The organism is Lwoffella lincolnii (assembly GCF_037201985.1).
Lineage (GTDB): Bacteria > Pseudomonadota > Gammaproteobacteria > Pseudomonadales > Moraxellaceae > Psychrobacter > Psychrobacter lincolnii.
In genome coordinates this window covers 2,076,175-2,096,047 of the sequence record NZ_CP147511.1, presented here as the reverse complement: position 1 = coordinate 2,096,047, position 19,873 = coordinate 2,076,175, and the positions used below count along the sequence as shown (strand labels likewise).

Below are 19,873 nucleotides of genomic sequence, written 5' to 3'. Positions count from 1 at the left end.
AATTTTTTATGGTCATGACAACCCCCACCACCTTAAACATTGCCACTCGCCAAAGCCCCTTGGCACTGTGGCAGGCAAGACACATTCAAACCAGATTGCAAGCGTTATACCCACAACTTAGCATTAATCTGGTTACCATGGTTACCAAAGGCGATAAAATATTAGATACCCCATTGGCAAAAATCGGAGGTAAAGGCTTGTTTGTCAAAGAGTTGGAGCAAGCCTTATATGAAAAACAAGCCGATATTGCGGTGCATTCTTTAAAAGATGTGCCAATGGATTTGCCAGATGGCTTAACCTTAGGTGCATACTGCCAGCGAGAGCAACCCACAGATGCCTTTGTGTCCAATAAGTTTTCTGCCCTTGATGACTTACCACAAGGGGCAACGCTTGGCACATCAAGCTTACGCCGTCAATGTCAAATTCAGCAATACCGTCCAGATTTAAACATCATCAGCCTGCGTGGCAATGTTGGCACACGCTTAGCAAAATTAGATGCTGATGACTATGATGCCATTATTTTGGCGACCAGTGGCTTAAAGCGACTGGGTTTGACTGAGCGTATCTGTCATGAGATTGATACTGACATCAGTTTGCCAGCCGTGGGGCAGGGGGCGTTGGCGATTGAATGTAGAGCTGATGATACGGACGTGTTGAACTTATTAAAGCCACTTAACCATGAACCAAGCCGTCTGTGTGTGCTTGCTGAACGAGCGATGAATCGCCACCTACAAGGGGGTTGCCAAGTACCGATAGCAGGGTTTGCCGTGATTGAAGATGATAAGCTCACATTAACAGGGCGAGTGGGCAGTGTTGATGGCAACGTGTTACTCAAAGCTCAACAAACCAATGCCTTAACTGATGATGCTCAGGAAAATGAACACATTGCCAACGCCATGGGCATCACGGTGGCTCAAGCGTTACTGGCTCAAGGAGCAGATGATATTTTAAAAGAGATTTACCGCCAGCAATGACGTTGATTAACACACGCCCAACAGATAGGGCCAAGCCATTAACCAGGCATCTGCGTCAAGCAGGCATTGATGTGTTAGAGTTGCCATTGCTTGCCACACAACCACGCACGCTCAGCGATGTTGACCATCACACACTTAAGCAATGGCATGATTATGATGTGATGGTTGTCGTTAGCCCAACCGCCGCCAAGTTATTTTTGCAACATTTGGCCAACTTTTCAACAAGCACAAACGCCAAAACAAGCTTGGCAAAAACATCAATGTCAGTCCAACCCCCCATATTGGTGGCAGTTGGACACGCCACAGCAGACGTGTTGCAACAACAAGGTTTGCAACAACAAGGTTACGCCATACAAATTCCCACGACACACAATAATGAAGGCATGTTAGCGATGCCTTGTATTGCCATGCTACAAGCAGGACAGCGAGTGCTTATCTGTCGTGGGGTTGGTGGTCGGCAATTGTTGATAGACACGTTAAACAAGCGGGGCGTTCAAGTAGATACCGTGTCACTTTACCAACGCCAACTGCCAGAGCAGACGCAAGCCACCTTTGTGAATTGGGTAACTGCTGATTGGGTAACACAAACTCATCTGCCAAATGATGGCCGTACGGAGCAAACAGACGCATTGGCCACCGTGCTGATTAGCAGTGGTGAAAGTTTTGAGCATTGGCAAAAGATTTGTCAAAATCTGTCTGTGTGGTTGCAAAGGTGGTTGCAAACACAACCACATAAGTCATTAAATGATAAGCGATTGACTGACCATGCCAATTTATCTTGCTATCGTTATTTGGCGCTGGGTAACAGATTGTGTGCCATGCTAAGTGAGCAACAACTGAATGTGACCATGTTAGACAGCCTTGAACCGCAGCACATTCTTATTCAATATCAACGGCTTGGTTAAACGTGAGATGCTTGGTAAATTTGCTGAATCGAATTATCCATGGTCGCATCAAACTCGGCATCTGTCTGTCCCTTACTTAAGCCTTCGGTAAAGGCACGAGAGAAGCTGGCTATCATGCCTTTGTTTTCGCTGAGACGCTGACAAGCATCATCACGAGAATAGCCACCAGACAACGCCACCACCTTTAATACCTTGGGGTGATTAACCAGCTCATCATAAAAGCCTGCCTGTTCTGGTAAGGTCAATTTCAGCATGATTTGCTGGTCATCAGTCAATCGCTCTAGCTGACGCAAGATTTGAGCTTTTAAGATAACTTCAGCTTCCTGCTTGTCTTTGGCATGAATATTGACTTCAGGCTCAACGATGGGCATAAAACCTTCAGACAAAATTTGCTTAGCAACGTCAAACTGCTGTTGTACCACGATTTCGATGCCGTCCACATTGGCAGCATGAATGACCGAACGCATTTTTGTGCCAAAGATGGGGTAATTTTTGGCTTTTTGTAGCAAACTTGCTAAATTAGGAATGGGTTTCATCACTTGCACATCGGCTTGTTGCTCAGCCAAACCTTTATCAATCTTCAAAAATGGTACGATGTTTTTATCTTCCCACAGATAGTTAGCGGTGGGCTTATTGTTGACTTGTCTGTCCATGGTGTCTTCAAATAAAATCGCCCCAAGCACACGCTCACCATCAAACTTATCTGATGTCATGATGCGAGTACGCATTTCATGCACTTTGGCAAACATCTCCTTGTCGTCATGATATTCCTTTTCAGTAACACCATACATGGCAAGGGCTTTTGGTGTGCTACCACCACTTTGGTCTAGAGCAGCAATAAAGCCTGTGCCGTTTTGGATACGTTGCTGTTGGTCGTCATTCATAAAAAATCTCCAATGATGTGTGATAACAGACATGTGATTAACAAAGTATTATTATAAAAATGTTGCGGTGGTTATGATAACAGAAATTTGAACGATGTTGATACATTTTGCCACCCATCAACGACCTAAGCCCATCACTAACCGCCCATAAACAACAGCAACACACAGCCGATGGCCAGCCCAATGCCCAACACATTGATGCCCGACAGTCGTTCTTTAAAAATGACCATACCCACCATACTGGCAACCGCAATCACCCCCACATTCATGCCCGTAAACACCACACTGGGCGAGTTTGCCAACGTTTGATGGGCCTTAACATAAGCATAGATATTGCCCATATTCAGCACCCCTAACAGCACCCCTGCCAATAGGGCAGATTTTTGCCAGCGAATACGCTTGATTAACAGATACGCCAATAGCAACGTGCCAGCCAACGCAAAACTGACCAACAACGTCAATGAAAATACTGCCCCTTGTTTGGCAACCTGCTTAAATAAAATATCAATCACCCCATAGCCAAGCCACACCATCAATAACCAGCCAGCAGACGCAGAACGCTTGACAGATGGTACAGATGACATGGCTTGTGGGCGATATACCAACGCCAGTAATGCCAAAAATCCCACACCAATGCCGATGCCACGTTGGGGCGTTAAACTCTCACCAAACAGCACAAAGGCAGATATGATGGGAATGATGAGTGATAAGCGTTGTGCTGCATCGGTTTTGATGATGCCCACATGGTCAATGGCACGCCCAAGCACCACAAAAATCAAGGGCAACAGCACCCCCAACGCCATGACAATGCTCAAGCTGATGGGGTTGTTAAACAGTGTCGACAGCCCTGCCAAATCAGGACGCAACAAAATCCACGTTAACAAAAACGCCACAGGATAACCCATGACGATGGTCTGTCTGATATCAAGATGGTGTTGACGCAAAATTTTAAGCAACACTGACACAGCAACACTACAAAATATGGCAAAAACAAGGTAACTCATCTGTGACTCCAAAAAAAAGTCTAATGTATAAAATGTAACAAAATATGTCAAGATGGCAGATGGTGTGGTTCATCTATTTTTGCCACAAAACTTGCCACAAAAAAAACAGCCGTATGATAACGACTGCTTAACTGGTTTAACTTTTGATGGCTGCTGGCTACTGATGACGGCAATTTTTTGTGCTGTTTTTTAGCGAAGCTTTAAGGTCATCAGCCCAAGCACCACCAAAATGATGGAAATGATCCAAAAACGTGCCACCACTTGCGTCTCTTTCCAACCAATCTCTTCAAAATGATGATGCAAAGGTGCCATGCGAAACACTCGTTTTTTACGCAGTTTATAAGAACCCACTTGTAACATCACCGATAAGGCCTCTGCCACAAACAACCCTCCCATGATGGCAAAAGCAATCTCTTGGCGAGTCATCACCGCAATCGTACCGAGCATGCCCCCCAATGCCAATGCCCCCACATCACCCATAAACACTTGAGCAGGATGGGCGTTAAACCACAAAAAGCCCAACCCAGCACCAATCATGGACGCACAGACAATGGTTACCTCTGAGTTATGGACAATATAAGGCACATGCAAATAATTGGCAAAACGAACATCGCCTGTCACATAAGCAAACACCCCAAGCCCTGCTGCCACCAACACCACAGGCAAAATGGCAAGCCCATCTAAACCATCGGTGAGATTAACAGCATTAGATGCCCCATTGATGACAAAATAAGTAAAAATGATGAACCCAAGCCCAAACGGTACTGATGAAAAAGGCACAATCCAGTCTTTAAATAGGGGAATGAGTAAGTCCTGCATGGCGTGAGTGGTGGCAATGTCAGAAGCCTGTATGGCACAATAATACATTGCCCCACCAGAAATCAACGCCCCAAGCGATAAAAAAGCGTATTTCTTACGTGCAATGAGTCCTTGTGGGTTCTTATACTTGATTTTTAGCCAATCATCTGCCCAACCAACCCCCCCAAAAATGACCATCACCAACATTAAAATCCAAACATAAGGGTTGTCTAACCTTGCCCAAAGCAAGGTTGCCACTCCGATGGCGGACAAAATCAGCACGCCACCCATGGTTGGCGTGCCTGTTTTGACCAAATGTGATTGTGGGCCATCATCACGTATGGCTTGACCATATTTAAGTTGACGTAAATGACGTATGGTTCTGCCACCAAACATAATGCTAAAGGCAAGTGTGGTCAGCACCGCCAGCAATGCTCGCAAAGTCAATGATGACACTGCTGAAAACGGAGAATAAAATTGGCTTAGCCACTCAAATAACCATACCAGCACAACAACAACCCCAAGTTAAGTAAAAATAAAGTTAGGTAAAAAATTAGGTAAAAATAAAACCTTATTTATTATACGTCATTTTTTTGCTGGATACAGGCATTCATCAAATAAAACGCACGTCCGTATGGGGGCTAAGCTGTTTAAACCGCTCTTTGATGTTGATTTTGTCATGGTCGGTGGCGATGGCACGTTCGCTGGTGATGAATTTTTAGGCAGTAGCGTTCTTGACTGCCGTCAATGATGGCATGCGACAATTCTTGTTTTAGCAGTTCAAAGTCAATGCCACGCTGGGTGATGGGGTGTCCGTTTTTGTCTTTGATGATGTTGCCGCTTGCGTCGGTTTTTGCTTTTTCGCTGATGCAGTGGGGGAACAGCTGGGCAATGCGGTTAATGTTGTTATCCACTAGGTTTGGGGTGTGCATTTTGGGGTGGGGCATCAGAAGTCCTTTAGAAGTTGTTTGTGTGAGATGGTCATAAAAAGGGCATAAAACAAAGGGGCATAAAAGAGAATTGATGACTTAACACAAGCATGACACGCATTAAATGGCATCTGCGCCTGTCTCACCTGTGCGAATGCGAATGACTTGTTCAAGTGGGGCCACAAAGATTTTACCATCACCAATTTTGCCAGTGCTGGCAACCTTGGTAATGGCATCAATCACAGGCTCGACCATCTCAGCAGTCACCGCCACTTCAATTTTGATTTTGGGCAAAAAGTCCACCACATATTCTGCCCCACGATACAGTTCGGTGTGTCCTTTTTGTCGTCCAAAGCCTTTCACTTCAGTGACGGTTACACCATTGACTCCCAGTTCTGATAAGGCTTCTCGCACGTCATCAAGTTTAAAGGGTTTTAAAATTGCGGTTACCAGTTTCATCAGACAGCTCCTTGACGGTTTTATAAGGTTATTTTAAGTGATAACTCTGTCATCATCATAGCCAAACATCATGGCAAATGTATTCACAACAAGGCAAAAAGTTAAGGTTTTCTAACCATGACATCGACTAAGCTTTAGGGAATAACCAAGCTTTAAACTAAGCTTTAGGGAATAGTAAGTACGCTGTGTCACTGCCTTGCAACAGATGCTCAGTATCACTGCCCTGTAGCCATTGTCTTAGGCGAGATTGCCCAAACGCACCAGACACCAACATATCAAGCTTGTGTTCTTGTTGATAATACAATAAGGCAGATGCCACATGTCGACTATGAATCAGCTGTTTTTTGCATTTATAGCCTGCTTGGGTTAATTTGACATAGGCTTCTCTGAGTGCGTCTTGGTTGCTGTTGGTGATTTCTGCCACCATGACCACATGCAAGGTCATGCCACGTAACAACGGCATTTCGACCACCCAATCAAGCAAGCGATGGCAGGTGGGTTTGTTGTCAAATGCCAATAATGCTGAGCTTGGGGTGATGAATGTGTCTGCGGTAACCAAAATCGGACGATGGCTTGGGCGGATAAAGTTTGCCAACGTTGATTGACAAGTCAGGGTACGCCCTGTGATGATAAGGCTGGCACTGGTATCCACATAATCCAAACTCTCACTCATGCTACAGTGGCGGTGTAGGGAATAAATGGGCTCTTTACAACAGTGTTCATTGCAATAGACAGTGGCAGATTGTAGTAACTGCTTGCTGCTATCTTGCTTGGCTTGGGCATCAGGGCATGAATAGAGTAGGGTAATGGGGTTGTGCAATCGCTGGGCTGCCCAAATACTGCTGTCCAAAATGGTTTTGATGGTGTCAGGTGCGTCCAAAAAAGCGATGATGCCATCAGGTTTTAGGGTACTGTTTTTTAGGGTGTTGTGTTTTAGAGTGTGGTGTGGCACGAATAATGACCAGCCTTGCGACTAAAATGTTAACTGTAAAATACCAAATCCATGCGTTAATCTTAATGCGTCAATCTTAAAAAAAGAATGCGTGAAAAATGCATGCGTGAATGCGGTATAATACCTTAATTATCACCAGCATGCCAATGACCAGCCACGCATCTTATCGTTAACGCATCTTACCATCAACACACACTGCCAACCAAGAGTTTATCATGCCATCTTCTGCCCTTTTTGCCACTGATTTGACCACTGACATACCCAACTTATCATCTTTATCACAATCAAACGCATCACAATCTGAGCCATCTTATCGGTCTGAGTGGTCAGACAAAGTTGATGGTTTGCAGGTTGATGGTTTGCAGGTGGTGATTGGGCTTGGGGCATCGGGGTTATCAGCGGTTAAGTTTTTATTGGCTCAAGGTCATCAAGTGGCGGTAACCGATGCTGGCTATCCCCCATTGGCAACACAGTTATCTGAAGCGGTCAGCATTCGTCAGTTTGGTAAGATTGATGGTGAGTTGTTGTTAAAAGCCAGTCGCATCATCATCAGTCCAGGGGTTAATCCCAACATCACCGCCATACAAAATGCCAAACAAGCAGGCATTCCCATTGTCAATGACATTCAGTTGTTTTGTGATGCCTTAAGTCATCGCACAACGACTGATGGCAAACCAATTTCCATCATCGCCATCACAGGCTCTAATGCCAAAAGCACCGTTACTACCTTGGTTGGACAAATGGCAACAGATGCGGGTGTGCAGGTGGGCGTGGGGGGCAATATTGGTACGCCTGCCCTTGAGCTGCTGGCAGACCCTAAGCTTGAGATGGCAGTACTTGAGCTGTCTAGCTTTCAACTAGAAGCGGTCAGTCATCTCAACGCTCATGTGGCAACCGTGCTGAACATGTCGCCTGACCATTTAGACCGTCATGGCGACATGCTCAGCTACCATCAAGCCAAGCATCGTATTTTTCAAGGAGCAAAGTCGGTGGTCATCAATCGTGATGATGCCTTAACTTATCCCGTTGCTGATGATTTGGTTGCTGATGATTTGACGCTTGATGAGTTAAGAAAAATCAGTGTCGGTAACCATGCCCCAGATAAGGGGCAGTATGGACTGATGACTGATGGTGATGGGCAGACCTTTTTAGCAAAGGGCAATGACCGATTGATGAATGTCAATGACTTACTCATCAAGGGTCGCCATAATCATATCAATGCGTTGTCAGCACTGGCACTGGGAGAGTTGGCAGGCTTGCCAATGGACAGCATGCTGACCACCCTATCTGCTTTTAACGGCTTGCCACATCGTTGTCAGTTTGTTGCTCAAGTGGCAGGGGTTGATTATTATAATGACTCCAAAGGAACAAACATCGGTTCTACCATGGCGGCAATCAAAGGCTTGGGAGAAAGTTATGCCCAACAACATACTCACACATCGCCACAAGAAGGCAAAATGATGCTGATTTTGGGTGGTCAAGGCAAAGGGCAGGCGTTTGGTGATATGGTTGATTTGGTGAATCAATATGTCAGTCATTTGCTGTTTATCGGTGAAGATGCTCACATCATTGAAGAACAGCTGAAGCAAGCTGGTTTGGCGAGCAATGTCATTTGTCAGCATAGCCAAACTTTGGCGACAGCAGTGAATGATGCTAAGTTTGCTAGCCAAAACAGCACCACCAACATCACAGCGGTGTTGTTATCGCCTGCTTGTGCCAGCTTTGACCAGTTTAAAGGCTTTGTTGACCGTGGCGAGCAATTTGTAACTTTGGTGCAAGCGTTATTAGAATTTTAACTGTTGCCTTTATCTTTTATATGGGTTTGTGCCATTTTTTTAGGTTAAGAACATTAAGCACATTGCGTTAGCTAGGTTTGGATTGTTTGGTTGGTTTTCTTGTGTTAAACGCCCAAATTGCCAATCTGGGTTTTTAATCCTAAGCTTTCAATTCTAGGCTTTTAATTCTAAGCCGTGTCAAAATTGAGGTTGTGTCAAAAATTTATGTCAAAGTCTGTCAATCCGCCTAACCGTCCTAAGTTGACTCCTTTTTTCAAACATCAACCATCTGACTATTGGTATCTGCCATCTGCCAGAGCGGTGATGCTCAGTTGTGTGGCGTGCTTATTGGTGCTTAGCTTACTGATGGTAACATCTGCGTCCATTCCCTTTACCTTACATCATGAGGCGTTAACCCAACTACATTTTTTTTGGCGACAGCTGTCGTATATTTTGGTTGGCATGGTGGCAGCCTATGTTGTTACTTTTGTGCCACTTAAGTGGGTATTTAATCTGACTTTAGAGGTGTTTGCCTTACTTTTTGTGATGGTATTGCTGGTAATGACGTTATTGACCACGCCCATCAATGGGGCAAAACGTTGGCTGGATTTGGGCATCATTAACTTACAGGCAGCAGAGCTTGCCAAACTTGCCATCATCGTATTTACTGCCAACTTTGTGGTCAGGCGTTCATCAGAGGTGCGTGAGAGCTGGGGTGGGGTGATGCGACTGTTTTTGATTTCAGGGACGATGTTTGCCATCATTTTGGCTCAGCCTGACTTTGGTTCAGTGGTCATCATCACAGGTTGCATGCTGGCAATATTCTATGTTGCTGGCGCTCCGATTGGTTTATACATTGGCATGATTATCATGACGGTATTTTTGTTCGCCACCGCCATTTATTTTTCGGATTATCGCAGCATTCGTGCCATGTCATTTTTAGACCCATTTGATGATTTAAGTGGCTCAGACTATCAATTATCACGCAGTTTAATCGCCTTTGGGCGGGGTGAGTGGCATGGGGTTGGCTATGGCAACAGCATACAGAAGTTGTCTTATCTGCCTGAAGCCCATACTGACTTTGTGCTGGCGATTACAGGTGAAGAGTTGGGCTTTTTTGGTGTGGGGTTGGTGTTAATGCTCCAAGCCACTTTGGTGGCAAGCATGATGCGTATCAGCATCACCGCCCTAAAACGTAACCAGATGCGCATCAGCTATATGGCGTTTGGGTTTGCCATTATGTTTGTGGGGCAAACGGTGGTGAATGCTGGCATGAACATGGGCCTGATGCCCACCAAGGGTTTGACCATGCCATTTTTTAGCTTTGGTGGCACATCTATGGTGGTGTGTTTGATTATCATTGGAATGACTTATCGCATGAGCAAAGAAAGCGACATCATTAAGGTGGACGATTGTCGCAATTATTGATGCTTTGCTTCTGTTTTTGCTGGTTGCTGTGCCAAGGCGGTTGAACTTTGATATTTGCAATGAAAAATGGATTAAAATTTTCAATTTTTATCAATTCTCAATAATATCAATTCTCAATAAAATGTTATCAATGTTTAACACGCCCTAGTCTTTTGTTTTGGCTTTTTTAGCACGCCCTGAGCCAGAGCGACTGCCATGATTGGTTTTATTGTTACGTTTATTGTTGCGTTTTTTTGTTTTGCTCTTTGTGGTTTTATCTGCCTTTGACTGGTTCATCTCACTTGCTTTTAATTTGGCAAGCAATTCAAAATCAATCTGTAACAAGTCCATGTTAACACCAGCAACTTGCACACGCACTTGGTCGCCTAAGCCAAATAATAGCCCTGTGTCTTTGCCAATCAACTGTTGTTGGCGTTCGTCATAGACAAAATAATCATTGCCCACATTCGAGATATGCACCAAGCCGTCAATAAACAGCTCGTTTAACGTGATAAATAACCCAAAATTGGTTACTGTGCTGACCGTTCCATCAAATTCTTCCCCCACATGTTGTGACATATAATGACATTTAAGCCATGTCTCCACAAAGCGAGATGCTTCTTCGGCTCGGCGTTCGGTATCTGATGTTTGGGTGGCGGCTTCACTTAACGTAAAGTCGGTTGTGGTTTGTTTTTTACCTGTAACTTTATTTTTAATGGCACGGTGTAGCATCAAATCAGGATAACGGCGAATGGGTGATGTGAAGTGACTGTATTCGTCATAAGCCAAGCCAAAATGTCCGATGTTCTCTGGGGCATAGTTGGCTTGCATCATCGAACGAAGCAACATGCTATGAATGCTGACGGCATCGGGGCGGTCTTTGGTTGCTTGTATTAAACGTTGATAATCAGCTTGTGTTGGGTTTTCTTCTGGGAATTTAATGCCAAAGTTTTTGGCGTATTCATGAATACGCAAGGATTTTTCAGCATCAGGGCGGTCATGATTGCGGTATAACACAGGCAGGTTGTGTTGTAGGGCGAATTTGGCAGCACAAGTATTTGCCAACAGCATGCACTCTTCAATGAGTTTGTGAGCGTCGCCACGAGTGCGTACCATAATGTCGCTAATGCCACCTGCTTCATCAAACTTGATATGAGTTTCGGCAGTTTCAAACTCCATGGCATGACGCTGTTCACGTTTTTTTAACAGCACTTGATATAATTGATACAGCACATCAACCGATTTTTTGACCAGTGTGTTGTCTGTCAGCGTTTTAGGCACGTTGGAATCTGTGTCATCATCAAAATAGGCGTTGACTTGATTGTAGGTTAGGCGAGCTTGTGAGTGCATGACAGCAGGATAAAATTCATAACCTGTGATGTTGCCTGTCCTGGACACTTTGATGTCAGCGACCATGCACAAGCGATCAACATGGGGATTTAATGAACATAGCCCATTAGACAGCACTTCTGGCAACATGGGGATAACACGGTGTGGGAAGTACACGGACGTACCACGTTCATAGGCTTCGTGGTCCAGCGGTGAGTTGGCAATCACATAATGGCTGACATCAGCAATGGCAATGACCACACGGTAGTTACCACCAGCACGTTTTTCAGCATAGACAGCATCATCAAAATCACGTGCATCTTCACCATCAATGGTAATCAGTGGCAAATCTCTTAAGTCAATTCTGTTTTTGATGTCAGCATGGCTAGGCTCATCATAAGCATTGGCTTGCTTAAGCACTTCTTTGCTAAATTCGTGGGGAATATCATAGTTAAGCAGCGTGGTCTCAATGATGACTTCTCGGTCATTATCATCAACCATCACCTCGACAATCTTGCCTGTGGCAAATTCATGCTGGTTTGGCCAATCGATGATGTTTACTTTGACAGGGTGCCCAAGCTTTGCCCCACTTTGTTTAACATCATCATCACTGACGGTAACGGGCTGATGGTTATTGGGGCTGGCAAGGCTGACAAAGTAGCCATCTTCTGCCTTATCCAATCTGCCAATAAACTGACTTTGCTGACGCTCAGCGATGTCCACAATCCGTCCCTCACCACGTCCACGACCATCGGTCTCACTGGCAACTGCCCTGACCGTATCGCCATTGAACACCCAGCGCATCTGCTTTTCATGCAAAAATAAATCTGGCATGTCGTTCAACACCACAAAACCAAACCCTTTGGCATGAGCTGATACCGTGCCAGTGACCGTGTCGCTGTCATCAATGGGGCGATAGCGGTAAGGTCTGCCATCTCGGCTGACTTGCCCTGCCCTAACCATGGCTTTTAAGCGATTGCCTAAGGCATCAAAGCGCTCTTCATCATCGATGGCAAATACTTGAGCCAGTTGTGATTGTGTCAGCCCTTGTTTTGAATCATTGTCTATCAGTGTTTGCAAGATTAACAAGCGACTGGGAATGGGGTTGTCGTATTTTTGGGCTTCTGCTTGGGCGTTGGGGTCATTCCAGTTGTGTTTAGTCATAATTTTCCGTAAAAGTCATCGCCTAGAGATAAATTAAACAAAGATGAATTGAAATATAAGATGAATTGAATGGATAAACAAGGCATCATCAGCCATTTTAGCATAATTATTCACAAGCACAGTGAGAAATGAAGCGACCAAAAGTTAAGCAACCAAAATTTGATAAGATGGCAGGGCTTTTATCATGACATGCCTTGATAAATGAATAAATACCTCCATTATAACAATGATTTTTATTGATAAGACTGCAAAATTCGTTCCAAATGACTGATTTTTATTGTTTTATTGGCTTAACCAACCATGAATTTAACCAACCATTAACCGCCTAGGAGACCTGATGAGCAAGCGAGATTTTTACGAAGTGTTGGGCGTTAATAAAAATGCCGATGAAAAAGAAATTAAACGCGCTTATCGCAAATTGGCGATGAAATATCATCCTGACCGCAACCCAGATGACCCACAAGCTGAAGAGAAATTTAAAGAAGCTTCTTTGGCGTATGAAGTGCTGAGTGATGCTCAAAAACGCTCTGCTTATGACCGCATGGGACACGCCGCCTTTGAAAATGGCATGGGCGGTGGTGGCTTTGGTGGGGCGGGTTTTCAAGACATCTTTGGTGATATTTTTGGTAACTTTGGTGACATATTTGGGCAAGCTCGTGGGGGCGGAAGAGCCAGACGTGGGGCAGACTTGCGATACGTGTTGGAGCTGACTTTAGAAGAAGCGGTTAAAGGGGTAAAAAAAGAAATCAGCTTCAAAGCCCCCTCTCCTTGTGATGCCTGTGATGGCAAAGGTACAAAAAATGCGTCTGATGTGGTTACTTGCCCGACCTGTCGTGGACAAGGACAAATCCGTATGCAACAAGGCTTTTTCGCCGTTCAACAGACTTGCCCAGACTGTGGTGGCTCTGGCAAAAAAATCAAAAATCCTTGTTCAGATTGTCATGGCAGTGGCGTAAAAGAAAAATCTCGCACGCTTGAGGTGAATATCCCCGCTGGTGTGGACGATGGCGACCGTGTGCGTTTGGCGGGTGAAGGCGAAGCAGGCGGGGCAGGCATACAAAGTGGTGATTTGTTTGTGGAAGTGCGTGTCAAAGAGCATGCTGTCTTTGTCAGACAAGGGGCTGACTTGTACATGGATGTGCCTGTGAGCATCACCGATGCCGCTCTTGGTAAAGAAGTTGAAATTCCCACTTTAGATGGCAAAGTCAAAATTAAAGTCAGTGAAGGCACACAAAGTGGCAAACTGTTGCGAGTGCGTGGTAAGGGCGTAACCCCTGTGCGTACGTCCATGAAAGGCGACTTAATTTGTCGCATCATGGTAGAAACGCCCGTCAATTTGACTTATGAACAAAAAGAGTTGCTCAAACAATTCCAAGAGACTTTGGATAAACATGACAGCGACAACCCACCACACCAACAATCACCCAAGAAAAAATCTTTCTTTGAAAAACTGGGTGATTTATTTGACTGAATTTAACCTATCCTGCTTACATCTCCACCCATAATCTTTGATTTAGGTGGAGATGTAAGCACAGGCGACCTAGTCAGGGCGTTCTTGTTTTTCGATGTCATAGACACTAAATAAAAACAGACACCAAATAAAAACAATGCTAAATTATACCCATATTTCATCAGCTAACAAGCCATGCTCAAAGCCTACAAATACAGAATTTACCCAAACCAACAACAAGCCATAGCGTTTGAACAACACTTTGGTTGTGTTCGTTTTGTTTATAATTGGGCATTGGCATTACAAAATAGATATTACAAAATCTTTGGCAAGTCATTATCCCGTACTCAAATACAAAACCAATTAGTCAAGAAAAAGAAAACGGCTAAATTTGCATGGCTAAATGAAGTCAATAGCCAATCGCTACTTAATGCATTGCTAAATGTCCATACCGCTTTTACTAATTTTTTCAAAGGTCGTGCCAAGTTTCCACGCTTTAAATCTAGAAAAATCCCACGAAAAAGTTATCAATGCCCCCAACATTGCACCATAAACTTTGAACAAGGCATCATCAACCTACCCAAAATCAAAGGCATCAAAACCGTATTTAGCCGTGAATTTGTTGGCAATATAAAAACAGTTACCATCACTAAGACAGCCACAGGCAAATACCATGCAAGTATTTTAGTAGATACGGATAGCATATTGCCAACACCCACCACAATAGAGCCTAGCCTAACTGTTGGTATTGACTTAGGCATCAGCCACTTACTTAACTTATCAGACGGCAGCAAGTTTGATAACCCAAAACATTTAGCCAAAGCCAGTCAAAGGCTTTCTGCACAGCAAAAAATCTTTGCTCGCAAACAAAAACAAAGTAAAAACCATCAAAAACAAAAATTAGCCGTTGCTCGTATTTATGAAAAAGTACGCAACCAGCGCTTAGACTTACACCACAAAATCACGCATAAACTGATTTGCGAAAACCAAGCTACCAGTTATGCACTTGAAGATTTGGGTGTCAAAAACATGGTAAAAAACCGAAAACTTGCCAAAGCGATTAATGATGTGGGCTTAGGGCAGTTTGTTGCCCTACTCAATTATAAAGCAAATTGGCATGGTAAAAACATTCTAAAAGTGAATCGGTTCTTTGCCAGTAGTAAAATTTGTTCGCATTGCCATCACAAATTAGACAGTCTGCCGTTATCGGTGCGTCATTGGACGTGTCCTAGCTGTCAAACACAGCATGACCGTGATATCAATGCAGCAAGCAATATACGCCATCAAGCGTTAGCTGATGCACTAGGACTTAGTGTTGTATAAAGAGTTCCCCCAGTATGATACTTATCAGCGTAAGTATACTGGCGAAAGGTAACAACTCAATCTAAGTTGAGGTTGTTATGGGTCACAAAGATTCTCACGCCTACCGCTGGGTTTGGTGGTGGGAGTGTGTCAAAAATTGGCTCAAAGATTGATTATCCGTTTTGGTTGTAGCCGACCTGTCGGCTCTAACAACCCTAAACCGATGAAGGTTTGAGCCTTGTTAAGTAACTTAACTTCTGTGGCAATGGTGATGTGTGGCTTACTTGGTGTGTCATCAAAAACCCTCAAACGCTGGCCTTGGCAAATGCGTTCGACTTGTTTGTCGTCCAGCTCAATGCTCATCATATCATTTGGTAAACAGGCTTGTATGGGCAATAACAGGTGCAATCGCTCAACATGTGATAACCTCTCTAATTGCTCTAAACTGATGGCATCTGCCACCATAAATCCACCAGTCTGCAGGCGTCGTAAGGCGGTTAGATGTCCTAATGTGCCTAAAGCCTTAGCGATGTCTTCTGCCAGCACCCGCACATAAGTGCCTTTTGAACAAGTGACGGATAAGCCAAGATAGATGTTCTGAGTGTCGTGCAGGTGTTGATGACGCTCTAATGATAACTCAAAAATGTGAATGCCTCTGGCTTGTCTAGGCACTTCTATGCCCTCTCGAGCCAATTCATACAGCTTTTTGCCCTGTTGTTTTAAAGCAGAATACATGGGTGGGGTTTGATTAAGCTCACCGATAAAATCGTAACTTACCCTGTGTAATTGGTCAGCCGATAAAGACGGCACATCAGCAGTGGCAATGACTTGACCATCCACATCACCTGTGTCGGTTTGTTCACCCAGCTTGATGATGGCATGATAAGATTTGACGGCTTCAAGCTGATAATGGCTAAATTTGGTTGCCTCACCCAAACAAATGGGTAACAGACCTGTTGCCAAAGGGTCTAGCGTGCCAGTGTGTCCTGCCTTGCGACTGTCATGCTCATCAGATTTAAACAAGTATTTGACTTTGGACACCAGCTGTTGGGAAGTCATGCCAGTGGGCTTATCCAGCAATAAAACCCCAGAGACGACTTTTTTAGTGAATGTTTTGTTCACAAAGGGTTTTCCAAATTATTCAGCATCATTATCATTTTTAGATGGGGGGTTGGTATCTGACTTGTTCACTGCTTGCTGGATTAAGTCCATCATATAATTACCGTGGGCGGTGACCTCATCATAATGAAATCTTAATCTTGGTGTGGTGCGAGTATTTAAAATATGGCTAAGCTGGGTTCGCAAAAAACCTGACGCATTATTGAGCACTTCTAAGCTATTTTTATGTGCTTGCTTACTCATAGAGTCTGCCATATCAGGCTCCATGATGGTAACATAGACATCAGCATAACCCAAATCTGAGCTGACTTTGACAGTAGAAATGGTCACAAAACCTGTTAAACGTGGGTCATTGATGTCATCACGGATAAGCACGGCAAGCTCACGTTGGATTTGGTCAGACAATCGTTGTAAACGTTGGTTCATAAAATTTCCTGTTTAATTTTAGCAATCAGTGCATTGTGGCAATAAGTGTTATTAATGGCAACTGGGCGTAAAAAAGACCTGAGCAGAATGAATCTGATAGGTCTTTTGCATGCAAAATATCAACATCAAATCATGTCAACTACAAGGTGCGTTGAACTTCTTGGATATTAAACACTTCAATCTTATCACCCACTTCCACATCATAGCCCTTAACAGCAAGACCACACTCCATGCCAGCACGCACTTCATTAACATCATCTTTAAAGCGACGTAAAGACTGTAACTGACCTGTGAAGATGACCTTATCATCACGCAAAACACGGATGGGTTTGTTACGATAAATTGTGCCTTCAATTACCATACAGCCAGCTGCTGCACCGAACTTACTAGAGCGGAACACATCACGCACCTCAGCAACACCAAGAATTTCTTCACGATGCTCAGGTGATAGCATGCCACTCATGGCGGCTTTGACATCATCAATCAGACCATAAATAACGCTATAATAGCGAATGTCTAAATTGGCCTGCTCAGCAGCTCGTTTGGCCGCCCCATCTGCCCGCACGTTAAAGCCAAGAAGAACCGACTCACTTGATTCTGCCAAACTCACGTCAGACTCAGAAATGGGCCCAACGCCTGAGCTGATGACCTTGACCTTAACTTCATCGGTAGATAACTCGTTTAAAGCGGAAAGTAGGGCTTCTAAAGAACCGCGCACGTCCGTTTTTAAGATGATGTTTAATAAAGACACGTCATTTTGACCCATGGAATCAAACATGTTTTCAAGACGCATCTTATTTTGACGCTCAAGCAGTTGCTCACGTTCACGTGTGGCACGGAACTCTGCCACTTCACGGGCTTTTTTCTCATCAGACACCACTAAAAATTCACTGCCAGCAGCAGGGGTCTCTGGTAGCCCAATGATTTCAACAGGGATAGATGGTCCTGCTGATTTGATGCGATTGCCATTTTCGTCGGTCATGGCACGCACTTTACCATAGTATTCACCTGCCAATACCAAATCACCTTGATTCAGTGTGCCTTTTTTAACCAATAGGCTGACCACGGCACCACGGCCTTTTTCAAGTTTGGATTCAATGACCACGCCTTGAGCTGCCCCTTCAGTTGGTGCTTCTAGCTCCATCAGCTCAGCTTGTAAGCTGATTAATTCAAGCAACTCATCGATGCCTTGACCTGTCTTGGCAGAGACACGAGCCATGGGTGTGTCGCCCCCCCAATCTTCTGAGACCACTTCTTTGGCAGTCAGTTCATTGAGCACTCGGTCTGGGTCAGCAGTGTCTTTATCCATTTTGTTAATGGCAACAATAATGGGTGTGCCAGCGGCACGAGCATGGTCAATGGCTTCTTCAGTCTGTGGCATCATGCCATCATCAGCCGCCACCACAACAACAACGATGTCGGTGGCCTGAGCCCCACGAGAACGCATGGCGGTAAAGGCAGCGTGACCTGGGGTGTCTAAGAATGTGATGACACCACGTTCTGTTTGAACATGGTAAGCCCCAATGTGTTGAGTGATGCCACCTGCTTCACCAGAGGCGACTTTACTTTCACGAATTTTATCCAATAAAGAAGTTTTACCATGGTCAACATGTCCCATGATGGTTACCACAGGAGGACGAGTCTGAACATTACTGCTACGTTCGTTGACAGCTTCTTGTAAATCGTCTTCCACTTTGGTATCGCTGATTAAAATGGGGTTATGTCCTAACTCTTCGACCACAAGGCTTGCGGTGGCTTGGTCAATTTCATCATTGTCTTTGACCATTTCGCCCATTTTCATAAGTAGCTTGACCACTTCACGGACTTTAACTGCCATTTTTTGTGCCAAGTCAGAGACCACGATTTGTTCGCTAATTTCCACATTGTGGATAATTTTTTCCACAGGTTTTTCAAATTTGTGTTTTGATGCTTGCGAAGACTTAAGTCCACGACTTGGACTGCGAATCTCTCTTTCTTCTTGATTACGGCGACGACGACCCTTGACAGCAGTGCTGTTAGAGCCACGTTTGATTTCACGACGTTCTTTTTCAAAAGATTCTTCGAGTGCCTCACCCACCAAGCCTTTAGCAAGTGGCTCATCTTTACGCACCTCAGCGATAGGCTCTTGGTCTGTATATTTTCCAGCCATTTTACGCATTTGCTCAAGGGTGCGTTTTTGGGCTTCTTCAGCGGCTTTACGGCGGGCTTCGGCCTCTAATTGACGCAAGCGTTCTTCTTCAGCTTCTAACGCTTCACGTTCTTTACGCTCAGCATCGGTCTCAACTTTAGGCTTAGGGAGAGATTTTTTCTTTTCTTTAACTTCAATTTCAGCTTTGGCATTTTGGGCAACCTGACTGCCTTTTTTAACCACCACACTGGTGGTGATGTCATCATTTTTGCCATCAGTTGATTTGCCACTGCCTAGGCTGGCTCGCATGGCTGCCAATGTGGCTGCTTGTCGCTCTTGGGCTTCTTTTTTGGCTTTTTCACGTTCAAGAGCTTCTTGTTCGGCTTTGGCTTTGGCTTGGGCAGCGGCTTGTTCACGAGCGGCAATTTCTTCTGCCAGCTTTTTGGGGTCTGGTTTGTCAAAGGTCTTTTTCTTACGCACTTCAACATTGACGCTCTTTGCTTTACCTGAACTGCCTGTCACCCGTGCGGTGCTGGTGGTTTTAGATTTTAGGCTGATGCGTCTTTTTTGTTGCTGACCATGGCTTTTTTTTAGATACGCAACCAGTTGCTCTTGCTCAAGCTCTGAGACCAAGTCATCTTCACCACGAGCAGGCAATCCAGCATCCATCAGCTGTTGTTGCACAACACTGACGGTTTTACTTACCATCTCTGCCAGTTCTTTGACGGTTTTATCTGCCATTAAATGTCACCTATTTTTTTAAATGTTAATTTTTGCCAGTGAACTATTCACAATTTAAATACTCACAATTTAGCAAAAATCTTATCAAATGATGGGTTGCAAACTGATGTTTTACCCTTGATTTTTT

Annotated in this window: 16 protein-coding genes; 6 read left to right on the top strand and 10 right to left on the bottom strand. The window is 44.4% G+C overall.

Going from position 1 to position 19,873, the window contains the following annotated elements:
* The first annotated feature begins 8 nt into the window (after positions 1 to 8).
* Together hemC and WDM69_RS09520 are read left to right on the top strand one after the other, a co-directional pair.
* Complete coding sequence (gene hemC, locus WDM69_RS09525; protein ID WP_338755421.1) at positions 9 to 974, top strand: hydroxymethylbilane synthase; 966 nt, start codon at positions 9 to 11, stop codon at positions 972 to 974.
* Entirely contained in the window at positions 971 to 1,879 is a 909-nt protein-coding gene (locus WDM69_RS09520; protein ID WP_338755420.1) for a uroporphyrinogen-III synthase, read from the top strand. Before hemC ends, WDM69_RS09520 begins: the two co-directional genes overlap by 4 nt.
* On the opposite strand, the gene WDM69_RS09515 is transcribed toward WDM69_RS09520, so the two are convergent.
* The 6 genes from WDM69_RS09515 to WDM69_RS09490 all read right to left on the bottom strand — a co-directional run bounded on the left by WDM69_RS09515 (position 1,876) and on the right by WDM69_RS09490 (position 6,905).
* A complete protein-coding gene (locus WDM69_RS09515; protein ID WP_078306365.1) occupies positions 1,876 to 2,763 on the bottom strand; it encodes a fructose bisphosphate aldolase in 888 nt (295 codons plus the stop codon). The genes WDM69_RS09520 and WDM69_RS09515 overlap by 4 nt on opposite strands.
* Before the next feature lie 137 nt (positions 2,764 to 2,900).
* Positions 2,901 to 3,767, bottom strand: coding sequence for a hypothetical protein (locus WDM69_RS09510; protein ID WP_078306364.1), 867 nt, complete (start codon positions 3,765 to 3,767; stop codon positions 2,901 to 2,903).
* A 189-nt stretch (positions 3,768 to 3,956) separates the two neighbouring features.
* Positions 3,957 to 5,075: a phospho-N-acetylmuramoyl-pentapeptide-transferase gene (gene mraY / locus WDM69_RS09505; RefSeq protein WP_338755419.1), complete on the bottom strand. Its 1,119-nt coding sequence runs from the start codon at positions 5,073 to 5,075 to the stop codon at positions 3,957 to 3,959.
* A 167-nt stretch (positions 5,076 to 5,242) separates the two neighbouring features.
* A complete protein-coding gene (locus WDM69_RS09500; RefSeq protein WP_338755418.1) occupies positions 5,243 to 5,512 on the bottom strand; it encodes a hypothetical protein in 270 nt (89 codons plus the stop codon).
* Between the two features lie 102 nt (positions 5,513 to 5,614).
* Positions 5,615 to 5,953 (bottom strand): P-II family nitrogen regulator, encoded by a 339-nt coding sequence (locus WDM69_RS09495; protein WP_338755417.1) that lies wholly within the window; start codon positions 5,951 to 5,953, stop codon positions 5,615 to 5,617.
* Between the two features lie 157 nt (positions 5,954 to 6,110).
* Positions 6,111 to 6,905: a universal stress protein gene (locus tag WDM69_RS09490; protein WP_338755416.1), complete on the bottom strand. Its 795-nt coding sequence runs from the start codon at positions 6,903 to 6,905 to the stop codon at positions 6,111 to 6,113.
* A gap of 215 nt (positions 6,906 to 7,120) precedes the next feature.
* Between WDM69_RS09490 and murD the strand changes: the two genes are divergently transcribed.
* Positions 7,121 to 8,701 carry a UDP-N-acetylmuramoyl-L-alanine--D-glutamate ligase gene (gene murD, locus WDM69_RS09485; protein ID WP_338755415.1) on the top strand — a complete coding sequence of 527 codons (1,581 nt, stop codon included), beginning with the start codon at positions 7,121 to 7,123 and terminating at the stop codon, positions 8,699 to 8,701.
* Positions 8,702 to 8,905: 204 nt separating this feature from the next.
* Positions 8,906 to 10,108, top strand: coding sequence for a putative lipid II flippase FtsW (gene ftsW / locus WDM69_RS09480; RefSeq protein ID WP_338755414.1), 1,203 nt, complete (start codon positions 8,906 to 8,908; stop codon positions 10,106 to 10,108).
* A gap of 144 nt (positions 10,109 to 10,252) precedes the next feature.
* Here the strand turns inward: ftsW and rnr are convergent, their stop codons facing one another.
* Positions 10,253 to 12,580 carry a ribonuclease R gene (gene rnr, locus WDM69_RS09475; RefSeq protein ID WP_338755413.1) on the bottom strand — a complete coding sequence of 776 codons (2,328 nt, stop codon included), beginning with the start codon at positions 12,578 to 12,580 and terminating at the stop codon, positions 10,253 to 10,255.
* 337 nt (positions 12,581 to 12,917) lie between these two features.
* Between rnr and dnaJ the strand changes: the two genes are divergently transcribed.
* Positions 12,918 to 14,051 carry a molecular chaperone DnaJ gene (gene dnaJ, locus WDM69_RS09470; protein ID WP_338755412.1) on the top strand — a complete coding sequence of 378 codons (1,134 nt, stop codon included), beginning with the start codon at positions 12,918 to 12,920 and terminating at the stop codon, positions 14,049 to 14,051.
* Positions 14,052 to 14,225: 174 nt separating this feature from the next.
* A complete protein-coding gene (locus WDM69_RS09465) occupies positions 14,226 to 15,353 on the top strand; it encodes an RNA-guided endonuclease TnpB family protein (protein WP_078306357.1) in 1,128 nt (375 codons plus the stop codon).
* A 141-nt stretch (positions 15,354 to 15,494) separates the two neighbouring features.
* Here WDM69_RS09465 and truB read toward each other — a convergent pair whose 3' ends face one another.
* From truB to infB, 3 genes are all read right to left on the bottom strand, one after another.
* The gene (gene truB, locus WDM69_RS09460; RefSeq protein WP_240494817.1) at positions 15,495 to 16,391 is read right to left on the bottom strand and encodes a tRNA pseudouridine(55) synthase TruB; all 897 of its coding nucleotides are present in this window, start codon (positions 16,389 to 16,391) and stop codon (positions 15,495 to 15,497) included.
* A gap of 78 nt (positions 16,392 to 16,469) precedes the next feature.
* Positions 16,470 to 16,877: a ribosome-binding factor A gene (locus tag WDM69_RS09455; RefSeq protein ID WP_078306355.1), complete on the bottom strand. Its 408-nt coding sequence runs from the start codon at positions 16,875 to 16,877 to the stop codon at positions 16,470 to 16,472.
* 139 nt (positions 16,878 to 17,016) lie between these two features.
* Complete coding sequence (gene infB / locus WDM69_RS09450; protein ID WP_078306354.1) at positions 17,017 to 19,746, bottom strand: translation initiation factor IF-2; 2,730 nt, start codon at positions 19,744 to 19,746, stop codon at positions 17,017 to 17,019.
* Positions 19,747 to 19,873: the final 127 nt, after the last annotated feature.